This is a genomic window from Ignavibacteria bacterium (assembly GCA_036262055.1).
Taxonomy (GTDB): domain Bacteria; phylum Bacteroidota; class Ignavibacteria; order Tepidaquicellales; family Tepidaquicellaceae; genus DATAJP01.
Genome location: DATAJP010000003.1, coordinates 703314 through 715495, shown reverse-complemented (window position 1 = coordinate 715495; position 12182 = coordinate 703314). Strand labels below are relative to the sequence as shown.

General features: G+C 35.8%; 10 protein-coding genes. 3 read left to right on the top strand and 7 right to left on the bottom strand.

Annotated features, from left to right (window positions below; translation table 11 throughout):
* Positions 1 to 2 precede the first annotated feature (2 nt).
* From VHP32_10260 to VHP32_10250, 3 genes are all read left to right on the top strand, one after another.
* Positions 3 to 776 carry an SGNH/GDSL hydrolase family protein gene (locus VHP32_10260; protein ID HEX2788280.1) on the top strand — a complete coding sequence of 258 codons (774 nt, stop codon included), beginning with the start codon at positions 3 to 5 and terminating at the stop codon, positions 774 to 776.
* A 68-nt stretch (positions 777 to 844) separates the two neighbouring features.
* A complete protein-coding gene (locus VHP32_10255; protein ID HEX2788279.1) occupies positions 845 to 3271 on the top strand; it encodes a thiamine pyrophosphate-dependent enzyme in 2427 nt (808 codons plus the stop codon).
* A gap of 11 nt (positions 3272 to 3282) precedes the next feature.
* Positions 3283 to 3726, top strand: coding sequence for a DUF1572 family protein (locus VHP32_10250; protein HEX2788278.1), 444 nt, complete (start codon positions 3283 to 3285; stop codon positions 3724 to 3726).
* Between the two features lie 30 nt (positions 3727 to 3756).
* Here VHP32_10250 and VHP32_10245 read toward each other — a convergent pair whose 3' ends face one another.
* From VHP32_10245 to VHP32_10215, 7 genes are all read right to left on the bottom strand, one after another.
* On the bottom strand, positions 3757 to 4842 hold the full coding sequence (locus VHP32_10245; protein HEX2788277.1) for an aromatic ring-hydroxylating dioxygenase subunit alpha: 1086 nt from the start codon (positions 4840 to 4842) through the stop codon (positions 3757 to 3759).
* 117 nt (positions 4843 to 4959) lie between these two features.
* Positions 4960 to 6804, bottom strand: a complete 1845-nt coding sequence (mutL, locus tag VHP32_10240; protein ID HEX2788276.1) for a DNA mismatch repair endonuclease MutL — start codon at positions 6802 to 6804, stop codon at positions 4960 to 4962.
* A 9-nt stretch (positions 6805 to 6813) separates the two neighbouring features.
* The gene (ftsY, locus tag VHP32_10235; GenBank protein ID HEX2788275.1) at positions 6814 to 7761 is read right to left on the bottom strand and encodes a signal recognition particle-docking protein FtsY; all 948 of its coding nucleotides are present in this window, start codon (positions 7759 to 7761) and stop codon (positions 6814 to 6816) included.
* Between the two features lie 79 nt (positions 7762 to 7840).
* A complete protein-coding gene (locus VHP32_10230; protein ID HEX2788274.1) occupies positions 7841 to 8986 on the bottom strand; it encodes an acyl-CoA dehydrogenase family protein in 1146 nt (381 codons plus the stop codon).
* A 170-nt stretch (positions 8987 to 9156) separates the two neighbouring features.
* Positions 9157 to 9732 carry an orotate phosphoribosyltransferase gene (gene pyrE / locus VHP32_10225; GenBank protein HEX2788273.1) on the bottom strand — a complete coding sequence of 192 codons (576 nt, stop codon included), beginning with the start codon at positions 9730 to 9732 and terminating at the stop codon, positions 9157 to 9159.
* Positions 9733 to 9737: 5 nt separating this feature from the next.
* Positions 9738 to 10553: a glutamate racemase gene (gene murI, locus VHP32_10220; GenBank protein HEX2788272.1), complete on the bottom strand. Its 816-nt coding sequence runs from the start codon at positions 10551 to 10553 to the stop codon at positions 9738 to 9740.
* Positions 10554 to 10620: 67 nt separating this feature from the next.
* A complete protein-coding gene (locus VHP32_10215) occupies positions 10621 to 12135 on the bottom strand; it encodes a hypothetical protein (protein ID HEX2788271.1) in 1515 nt (504 codons plus the stop codon).
* Positions 12136 to 12182 lie beyond the last annotated feature (47 nt).

The window sequence follows — 12182 nt, the reverse complement described above, 5'->3', positions numbered from 1 at the left end:
CTATGAATATATCTATTGCGGGTGGATGTTTTTTATTTCAGCAAAATGTTGATGAATTATATCATTCAATGTTAAAAACACGGCTTCAAAGTGAGCTTCAACAGGAAGTAAATATAGATTTGATAAGATATGAGAGACTTTCAAGCTGTTTTAACAAAATAATTATCTCAGCACTTGAAGCAAATCCTGATATTCTGATTTTTCATCTGCGAGCCGAACCCTTTATCCACTTGTGCAAATTATATTATAAGTTTGAATCGGAAAATAAGATAGAGAAAAGAATTAATCTTTTTATTGCAGGAATGTCTGATGCCGATGAAACGGAATTGAAAGTTGTTCATAAAATATCAAACAAACCCCGCCAGGTTAATAATTCATTGCTTAATTTGAGCAACCTCAATTATATTGTTGGGGTTGCTTTAGGCAATGCATATTTTTCGATGAAACGATATTTGAATCTTATAAAAAAAATTAATGAGTATTGTTTTCAGAAAAATATACGGCTTATAGTTGCCGGCGCTGTTCCGCGTCCTAATAATTTTTTTGAAGATATGCTTGCAAAAAAATTTAATGCATTTGTCATGAAAAAACTGCAGAAAGAAAATATTACCTTTGTTGATTTTATGTCACTCTTTAACGAAGATACTTTAAGTTATTATTGCGGTGATTTAACTCATGTAAATGAAAAAGGACATAAAATATTTGCAGATGTTTTAACTAATTATATTAAAAATACACATCGAATAAAAAGAATTTCCCTTCCAATTGCCATTTAACCACTCTTTTAATTTTCGTATCTTTAGTTCTACATCAATTTTGACTGAATTTATTTTGATTAATATTAATGAAAAAAGAAACTAAAGCTAAATCTACAAAGAAAAAAGTTTCGTTCGAAGATTATAAAAAGGAAGTTCTTGCCGATTTCAAGCTTGCAAATGAAAGCCGTCAGGCATCTTTGCTCGGAAGAAAAGAAGTGCTTACAGGTAAAGCAAAGTTCGGAATTTTCGGCGACGGAAAGGAAGTGCCTCAGATTGCAATGGCAAAGGCATTCAAGAACGGAGATTTCCGTTCCGGATATTACCGTGACCAGACATTTATGTTCGCAATCGGGCAGTCAAGCGTTAAAGATTTTTTTGCGCAGCTTTATGCAACTCCCGATGTTGAGCTTGAGCCGTCATCTGCAGGGCGTTCGATGAACGGGCATTTTTCAACACGCTTGCTTGATGAAAACGGTAACTGGAAGAATTTAATGCAGATGAAAAACTCATCGGCTGATATTTCACCTACCGGAAGCCAGATGCAGAGATTAGTCGGATTGGCATACGCTTCTAAATTATATAGAAACAATCCAGAGCTTCATCAATATAAACAATTTTCAAATAAAGGAAACGAAGTTGCATTCGGAACAATCGGAAATGCAAGCTGTGCCGAAGGAATGTTCTTCGAAGCAATAAACGCAGCGGGAGTTTTGATGATTCCGATGGCGATTTCTGTTTGGGATGACGGTTACGGAATTTCAGTTCCAAACTCATATCAGATTACGAAGCAAAATATTTCAGAAATTCTCAAGGGCTTTGAATATGATGATGTATCAAAGCAGGGATATTATATTTTTAAATGCAAAGGTTGGGATTATGAAGGTCTTGTAAAAATGTACACTGAAGGAATCGAGCTTGTTCGCAAAAATCACATACCTGCCTTGTTCCACATATATGAAGTGACACAACCACAGGGACATTCAACTTCCGGTTCACATGAGCGTTATAAAGATAAAGTGCGTCTCGATTGGGAAAATGAATATTGCTGTATTCGACAGATGCGGTTATGGATTCTTGCAAATGCAATTGCAACCGAAGAAGAGCTTGCTAAAATCGAAGATGATGCGAAAAAGTATGTTAAGAAAATGCAGGAGGAAGCATGGAAAGAATATATTACTCCTATTAATGATGAGAAAAAACAAGTATGTGCTTTGTTCGAGAGGATTGCTTCATCAAGTTCCGAATCTGAAAAGATTTTATCAATAAAAACTTCTTTGGAAAAAAGTCTCGATTTTAACAGAAAGCCGATTGTTCAGGCGATATATGATGTTCTGAGAATCACGAGAAATCAAGATACCGAATCACGAAATGAATTGATTGAATGGAATAAAAAATATGCTGAAGCAAATTTTGAAAAATATAGCTCATACTTATACAGCGAATCTTCTGAGAATGCTTTAAAAGTTAATGAGGTAAAGCCGGTATATAAAGATGATTCTCCTGTTTTAAACGGTTATGAAATTTTGAATAAATTTTTTGACGGAATGTTTGCAAAGTATCCGAATGTTTTTGCAATTGGCGAAGACATAGGAAACATCGGCGACGTTAATCAGGGTATGATGGGTATGCAAAAGAAATATGGTGATTTGCGGATTACAGATACGGGAATTCGTGAAGCTACAATCATAGGTCAGGGTATCGGAGCTGCTGAACGCGGTTTAAGACCGATTGCTGAAATTCAGTATCTTGATTATTTATTTTATGCTCTTCAAATATTAAGTGATGATGTTGCGTGTCTTCAATATAGAACCAAAGGAGGACAAAAAGCTCCGTTAATCGTGCGGACCCGCGGGCATCGTCTCGAAGGTATCTGGCACTCCGGCTCGCCAATGGGAACAGTGATTAACTGTCTGCGCGGAATGTATGTATGCGTTCCGAGAAACATGACGCAAGCAGCAGGATTTTATAATACACTTTTACAATCCGATGAACCCGGACTTATTGTAGAGAGATTAAACGCTTACCGTTTGAAAGAAAGGTTACCTGAAAACATTTCCGAGATGACAATTCCGCTCGGAATGCCTGAAGTTCTTGAGCAGGGAACGGATATTACTCTCGTTACTTACGGTGCATGTGTGGACATTGCTAAAGCTGCAATCGAAAAGCTAAAAGAAGTTGATATATCAGTCGAGCTAATCGACGTTCAGACCTTAATTCCGTTTGATAGATTCGGGGTTATCATAGAATCATTAAAGAAAACCAACAGAGTTTTATTCTTTGATGAAGACGTTCCCGGAGGTTCATCTGCTTTTATGATGCAGCAGATAATCGACGAGCAGGGAGGTTATCAATATCTGGATTCACCTCCGAAATGTCTTGCAGCTCAGGCGCATCGTCCGGCTTATGGAACAGACGGAGATTATTTCTCTAAGCCAAGCTCTGAAGATGTGTTCAAGGCAGTTTATGAAATCATGAACGAAACAGCCCCTCATTCATACCCTAAGTTTTATTAAAATAAAATTTTATGATAGCTGACTTAACATCCTTATTCGAAAAGCACTTAGAACAATTAGTTGAAGAAATAAATGCATACAAAAATGAGGAAAATTTATGGTTGGTAAAAGGCGATATCAAAAACTCTCCCGGTAATCTAACATTGCACATCTGCGGTAATCTCAACCATTATATCGGCGCTACTTTAATGCATACAGATTATGAAAGAAAGCGTGATAATGAATTTTCTGATAAGGGAGTTAGCAGGGAAGAGCTGATAAAGAAAATCAATGATACGAAATCTATGCTGAATGATTTTTTTACTAAGACTGATGTTGAGATTCTGTTTACGGTTTATCCCAAGGATTATTTTGGTGAGCATAAAGACATTGGTTATGTTACAAGCATACTAATTGCGCACCTTGCATATCACATCGGACAAATAAATTATCATCGAAGACTGCTCGATGCGTGACCGGGGATTCCCGCCTTCGCGGGAATGACTTCAGTTGTTCAAAAACTCACACAACAACCTATGAAAATGATGCACGCCTTTTTCGCGTTTTGGTGAGTATCTTCCTCTTGAATAAAAACTCGAATTCATTCCTTTCTGAACTGCCTCGACTATAGATTCATCCTCTCTTTCAACTCTATCCAATCCTGAACCGGCACCTTTCTCCAATTTCGACGGATCTGATACATAAGTAAGGAACGAAACCTTAGTCAAATCCACTGCCAGAGGCCGGATTATGTTAATAGAAAGTCCCCAAGGATAAAAATTAAACATCATATTAGGGAATACCCAGAAATAATAAGCGGAAACATTTTTATCTTTGTCTTCACTTGAATCCGGAAGCTTAAAATTCTCTCCGCTTGCTTTGCCGATGCCAAGCTGAAGATTGCTTAATGGATAAAGCTCGCTATAATATTCCCCGTAATTCAAAACATCATTCAAAGAGCTATGAACAAACGGAATATGAAATCCTTCTAAATAATTTTCCACATACAATGCCCAATTAGCACGAACAATATAATCTTTTGAGCGTGAAGGTTCGAAAATTAACCTGTCAAAATCAAACCAATGAACTTTCATTTGCATGTCATTAATAAAGCTTTTCATAGGCGCGCTTGGATTAAGCGAAACAAAAATAAAATTCTGCCAGATATCGAAGGGAATTTGATTGAGGTTATCCTTTTCGCTTGGAAAATTTTTGCATTCATCGAATTCAGGCATGAATCTGAATTTGCCGTCTAAGTCAAACCTGCGTCCATGATAACGGCATTTCAATGCTTTTAAATTCGATGGAGCTTCTATCAATAAATTACCTCTATGCGTGCAGACATTTGAAATGCAATGAAGCTTGTCGTCATAATCTCGAGTAAGCAAAATCGGTTCATTGAGGTATTCTTCAAGCAAACTCACAGGATGACATTGACCCGGGATTTTTATCATCTCGGTATCACCAACAAACTGCCAGGTTCGTGCAAAGATTTTTTCTTTTGACAAATCAAAAATCTCTTTGCTTCTGTAAAACTCAGCAGGCAAAGTCTCGGCAAGTGTTATGTCCGCATCAATTTTTAAATCAAGCATAGTTGTGAATTAAAAGGTTAAACACGAAATCACAAAAACACAAAATAAGTTTAAAAGATTTGTGGTTTAGTGCTTTTGTGTTAAAAGCAAATATTTACTTTTTGTAATAACTTTAAATTATGTGCGACTAAAACGTCTGTCTAATTCGTCCGTGGTGATTCTGATGACCGTGGGTCTTCCGTGGGGGCATACGTATGGCATTTTGCATGCAAAAAGATTATCTACAAGGGTTGTCATTTCGGGAACCGTGAGTCTATCTCCCGTTTTTATCGCGCTTCTGCAAGAAAATGATTTCGCAAGATTATCACGTTTCTCGAGATTTAATTTTAGTTCGTAGTCTTTATATTGGTCAAGCAATTCCTGAAAAATCTTTCTTTCGTCGCCAAGTCGAACGTCAGAAGGCAAACCGATTAATTCAATGACATCATTTTTAAGTGAATTAAAATTAAATCCAAGATTTTGTAACTCGTATTTCAATTCTTGCGCAATTTGATAATCAATTTTTGTCAGTTCAACTTTAATGGGAATCAGCAATTGCTGTGAAAACGACGACTGCGATTCCAGCCAAAGCAACGCTTTTTCATATAAGACTCTTTCATGTGCCGCGTGTTGGTCGATTATCATTAATCCCGTTTCAGTCTGGCACATAACATACTTTAACTGATACTGCCAGATATTAAATGCTTCTTCTTCAGGTTTTCTTTGATGAATTTTTGTGTTTTCATCAAGCGGCTGTTCGGTAAAAGTATCCGGTTTTTCTTCAAACTTCTTTGTTGCGTCAAAAATGGAATGAATATTTACACCTGATTTTTTATTTGAAAAATTTTCAGCAGGCTGCGACGATGTTTTTGCAAAAGTAAATCGCGATTCAGTAAAATCATTTGCAGGTTTAAAACCTGAATTTTGTTTCGATAAAACCTCATTCGAATTTTGTAAATTCAATGTATCATCGAACTTAACTTCAAAAACCAAATCCGCTTTTCGCAAAGCTTCTTTCACTGAGTTTCTTATGAAGCCAAATACCGCTCCTTCATTATCAAATTTTACTTCGAGCTTCGATGGATGGACATTTACATCAACCTTGGATGGAATTATATCAATAAACAAAAAGAAAGAAGGATAATCTCCTTTTTCAATCAAGTCATCGTATCCAGAATAAACTGCAAAATTCAAATTTTTGCTGTTTATAATTCTGTTATTGAGATAAAAATACTGGTCCTGCTTTGCTTTTTTTGTGAAGTTTGGTTTTGAAATAAACCCGTTTACTTTGATTATGGAATGATTATTCTCAACGGGAATTAACTCGTTTGTAAGATTCTTCGTGAAAATATTTTCGAGTCTTTCAATTAAAATCGATGGTTTTAAGTCAAATAAAACGTCGTCGTTATTTATAAACTGAAACGCCACCTGCGGTTTTGAAATCGCGAGCTTAATGAATGACTCATAAATATGTTTAAACTCAGTCTGGTTGGACTTTAAAAAATTTCTTCTGCCGGGTGTATTAAAAAATAAATTCTTAATCGAAATCGATGTTCCGTTTTCACATGAAACTTTTGTAGTTTCAACAATTTCATTACCATCGATTTTTATAATTGTTCCAAGTTCCTGCTCTGCAGTTTTTGTTTTTAGCTCAACCTGTGAAACAGAGCAAATCGATGCAAGCGCTTCGCCCCTGAAGCCGAACGATAAAAGATTTTCCAAATCTTCATAAGCAGAAATCTTTGAAGTAGAATGCCTTTGGAAAGCCATCAACGCATCTTCTTCACTCATTCCCGAGCCGTTGTCGATAATCTGAATTAAAGATTTACCCGCTTCTTTTATAACCAGAGTGATTTCAGTTGCGCCTGCATCAAGAGAGTTTTCAATAAGTTCTTTTACAACTGACTCAGGTCTGTTCACAACCTCTCCGGCAGCAATTTTATTTGATAAAGACTGGGATAATATTTTTATTTTGTTTTCCAAATATTTCTATCAAGCTTCTTGTTTTTCGAATAATGCATTCACGTAATTATCATGGTCAAATAACTGTAAATCGTCAATCTGTTCACCGACACCGATAAACCGAACTGGAATTTTCAAATCGTGATTTATTTTTATTACTATGCCGCCTTTTGCAGTGCCATCGAGTTTTGTAAGAATAATTCCTGTCAAACCGCCGAGTGCCTGTGAAAATTCTTTTGCCTGGTTCAAACCATTTTGTCCTGTCGTTGCATCGATAACCAAAAACGTCTCGTGCGGAGCATCGGGAATTAATTTTTGCATGACACGCTTAACTTTTTTCAACTCTTCCATTAAATGTGATTTGTTATGCAATCGTCCTGCAGTATCAATAATCGCAACATCAGTATTTTTATCGATTGCTTCTTTAACCGTATCAAATGCAACCGATGCAGGATCTTTTGTCTGCGGTTTCTGAACAATCTCAACTCCTGCGCGCTTAGCCCAAACATCAAGCTGGTCATTTGCTGCCGCACGGAATGTATCTGCAGAACCAATCACAACCGATTTTCCTGCATTCTTAAAATTATAAGCAAGCTTTCCTATTGAAGTTGTTTTGCCGACTCCGTTCACTCCTACAATCATTATTACATAAGGTTTTTTATCTGTATTAAAATCAAATGTTTTAAAGTCCGAAAGATTTTCTGCAAAAACATCTTTGATGGCATTATTAATCAATGCATTAAGCTCTTCATCAGAATCGTATCTTTCTTTCTTTGCGCGTTCTTTAATGTTTTCAATTAATTTTTCTGTTGTATCATACCCGATATCCGAAGAAATAAAAATCGCTTCAAGTTCCTGCAGAAACTCGTCATCAATAGTCCGTTTTGCATTAACTAAACGGTTAACTTTTCCGAATAAATCGTCCTTCGTTTTAGTTAGTGAATCTTTTAATTTTTTAAACTTATCAAAAAAAGCCATTATATATTTTCTGTGTTAATAATATAAATAAAAAAAGCCCGTGAAACATCTGACGGGCTTCTAAAAAATAAAATCTCTATTAAAACATCGTCAGAATTTTTCTTGCAATAACCATTTTCTGAACTTCCGAAGTCCCTTCTCCGATTGTCATAAGCTTAACATCACGGTAAAGTTTTTCAACCGGGAACTCTTTGATAAACCCATATCCGCCGTGAATCTGGATTGCTTCGTTAGTTGCTTTCGTAGCAATCTCACTTGCAAAATACTTTGCCATTGATGCGGCGAGTGAAATATCTTGTCCCTGCTCTCTAAGCCAGGCTGCCCGGTAAGTAAGCAATCTTGCTGCATCGATTTCAGTAGCCATGTCTGAAAGCTTGAATTGTATTCCCTGAAAATCCGAAAGCGGCTTGCCAAACTGTTTTCTTTCTTTTGCATATTTAATTGATGCATCAAAAGCACCTTGCGCAATACCGACTGATAAAGCTGCAATTGCAATTCTTCCGCCGTCAAGAATCTGCAATGCTTGTTTGTAACCTTGACCTTCTTCACCGATTAAATTTTCTGCAGGAACTTCCACGTTTTCAAAAATCAACTCCGCTGTATCAGATGAACGCATTCCAAGCTTGTTTTCTTTTTTCCCGACATTAAAACCTTTCCATCCTTTTTCTAAAATAAAAGCTGAAATACCATTGTTGCCTTTTGATTTATCGGTTACCGCAGTAACAACTGCAGTTTCGCCGACGCTTCCGTGAGTAATAAATAATTTGCTGCCGTTGATTACATAATGTCCGTCTTTCTTAGCCGCTGTTGTTGCCATTCCGCCTGCATCGCTGCCCGAAACGTTTTCAGTCAAACCCCATGCACCAAGTTTTTTACCAGAAGTTAAATCAGGTAAATATTTTTTCTTTAACTCATCATTTGCGAAACTGTAAATATGGTTTGTACATAAGCCGTTATGAGCGGCAATTGTTAATCCCATTGACGGGTCAATTCTTGAAATCTCTTCTATTATGATGCAATACTCGAGCGGTGAAAAATTTGCTCCGCCATATTCCTCGGGAAAAATAATTCCAAGAAATCCCATCTCACCGAGTTTATTTGCAATGTCCATGGGAAATTCCTGCGATTCATCATATTGCATTATTACGGGAGCAATCTCATTTTCCGCAAAATCACGCGCAAGCTTCTTTACTTCAAGCTCTCTTTCTGAAAGTTTAAAATCCATTATGCTGTTATGTTAACGATTATAGTAAGGATTATAAATTAATTAATTAAGACGTGATTAAAAACTCAAATTTTTGAGAAATATTTCCGTGTCATTCTGAGCTATGCGAAGAATCTCTTTTTTTAAAAAATAATGGGATCCTTCACTGCGTTCAGGATGACACGATGACGTTATTTCAGGCTTCTGCTGCCCGGTTTCGTTACAGGAATTTCTTTCAACCAGTCAGGTATTTCATCTTCTTTGTATTTTATCACATCTATTTTTGTAAGCGAAAACTGTTCAACACCGAAGTTTACTTTACCATTGCTTCTGTCAATAATGTAACCCACTCCTGTTAGTTTGCCTCCTGCTTCTTTAACGCAGTCGATTACTTCAAATACGCTTCCTCCGGTTGTTACAACATCTTCGCAGACAAGCACATTATCACCTTTGTTTATTTCAAATCCGCGGCGAAGCTTCATTTTTCCATTTTCTCGTTCGGCAAAAATACTTCTGCAATTTAGCTGTCTTCCGACTTCAGTTCCGAGAACAATTCCTCCAACCGCGGGTGTAACGACAACGTTAATTTTTTTGTCTTTGAAATTCTGAGCGATGTGAGATGCAAATAAAGAATTGTATTCAGGGTACTGAAGAACTTTCGCGCATTGAAAATAATGTGGACTGTGGTGTCCGGAAGTAAGAATGAAATGACCCTCAAGAAACGCTCCCGTTTGCCTGAAGATTTTTAATACTTCTTCCTCTTGCATTTTATTTAGTTTAGTTTGATTTTTTTAACGTCTCGAATATTTTTTCCTAAAAATCTTTCGGAAATTTCTTTGAATTTATTGGGGAAGTCAGTAACATAAAATTTATGATAGCCGATTTTTTTGCTTGGGTTCTGTATATTGGTTTTCTCAAGAATTTTTTTCACTTCTTTTGCCGCTTCGTTTCCTGAGTCAATCAATTTTATGTTTTTACCGAGAACTTTTGAAATTGTATTTTTAAGCACCGGATAATGCGTGCATCCGAGAATCACAGTATCGATTTTTGATTTTTTAAAATCCGCAAGATATTCGTTTGCTACCATCTCTGCAATTTTGTTATCGGTCCAGCCGTCTTCAGCTAGCTGCACAAACAAACTGCATGCCTGTGATTTTATATCCGCTTTTTTATTATACCGCTGAATAAATTTATCATATGCTTTGCTTTTGACCGTTCCTAAAGTTCCGATGACTCCTATTTTGTTATTGCGCGTGTTTTCGGATGCTGCTTTTGAGCCCGGCTCTATTACACCGATAACCGGAATCTTTGTTATCTTGCTAATAAAAGGCAGCGCAACGGAAGAAGCCGTATTGCAGGCAACAACTATCATCTTAACTTTTTTCTTAAGCAGAAATTTTACACACTCTATGGAGTAAAGTATTATTGTCTCGCGTGATTTTGTTCCATACGGAAGACGTGCTGTGTCGCCAAGATATATGATATTTTCAGACGGGAGTTGTTCAAAAACAGCTTTTGCAACGGTCAAACCGCCGATTCCTGAGTCGAATATTCCAATGGGATTTTTAGGAGAGATATTGTCTATCAAAACACTCTAAAATAAGCATTTGCATGCTTATTTTAAAGTGATATTTTACTAAAATGAGGGTTTAAAATTATGCTGTTTTTCTTCTTTCGACTAAAAGTTCGTTTGCCTTTTCCTTAAACCAGCTGCCATATAGCAAAGTCGGAGTCGCTTTTATATCCTCAATGAACCTGTTGATATAAATAAAGTTTCTGTAGCCGTTAAGTTTGTTCAGCCTGTCTAAGAAAGAATTGAATGTAAGGTAGAATTTCTTCCTGTCTTTTGAAAGAAGTGTATTGCGCTTGAAATATTTTTTGTGAGCCGGTAATAAATAATCAAGATTCTGAAAGTTTCCAAGTTCATAGTTGATTATGAGAGCCATATTCTTTTCATCGTTTCTTAAGTTAGCATCGTTTGTCTGCAGCTGATTAAAATAAGTCAATGCTTTTGCATAGTCTTTTTGTGCAAAATGCAATCTTCCGTAAGAATAATTAACAGCGTCTTCTTTTTGTTTTGGATTAAGCTTGTCCGAGTAAATCTTGATAAACTTCTGCGCCCATTTTATTTTTCCGGAATTTATTGCAATGATTAAAATATTTCTGAATATGTTCAATGATAAATAAGGTGAAGCACCTGTTGCATAGTACTTTTTCTTAAGAGTAAGCTCATATAAATATATCAGTTCATCATCAAACTGCTCTTTCATTTTAGGATTATCAGGATGGTTCCTCATTACGTCGCAATATGCGATTAAAGATTTGACTAAATATTGTCGTTCATAAATGATAAATTTATCGATGTTCTTATTAAGTAAGGATTTCAGCTCAAAATAATGTCCTTTTTCGTTCGGATATGCAAAAGCTTTGAATAAGTGCAAATATATAGTGTAAATGAAAGAATAATCATAATTTTTGATGATGAAGTATTTCTTAATTTCTTCCTCACCATATAGATTGAAAATTCTTTCTATTGTAGCTTTAATATCATCAGCATTTGTGCTTGTTGAATATAAAGATTGGTAGTTTTTTATGTTAATAAATAACTTTATATTTCTTATAAGAAAATAAATAAATAAATAATTTGCTGAATTGGAGAGGTTTTCAATTTCAGAGCGAACTTTACCTGTTTTTATAAGCTTTTTATTTATATATGAGAATACGGAATTATCGGCTTCAAAATTCGAACGATATAAGAAGTAAAGGTCTTCGAACATCCCATTTTGGTTAAACATATTCTCCATTTCGAACGTATTTGCAGCTTGGAGCTCTGATAATGCTCTTCCGGTTAACTCTTCCCTGTAAATTTCATTAACTCTGAAGGCATTTTTCTCGTAATTTACATATTTAAGGAATTCCTTAAGAACTTTATCGCAATCGGAAAATAACCTTCTCATCGTAGAATCATTATATTCTAAATGAGGAAAGACCCGTTTGTGAATTTCTTCGGAGGTTATGTTGTTATAATCAGGGTGGATTTTAACAAGCTCTCTGAAAAGTTTGATTAAACGTTCGCTTTTGTTGAAATATGGCGAATCGACGAATAAAAGCAGGTTTTTTACCTCGTCTTTGTTTAAAGTTCTGAGGATGTCAATAAATTGATTTTTCATAGTTTTGCTACAAGGAGCATTTTAATTAAAAACCTTTATGAAATTCA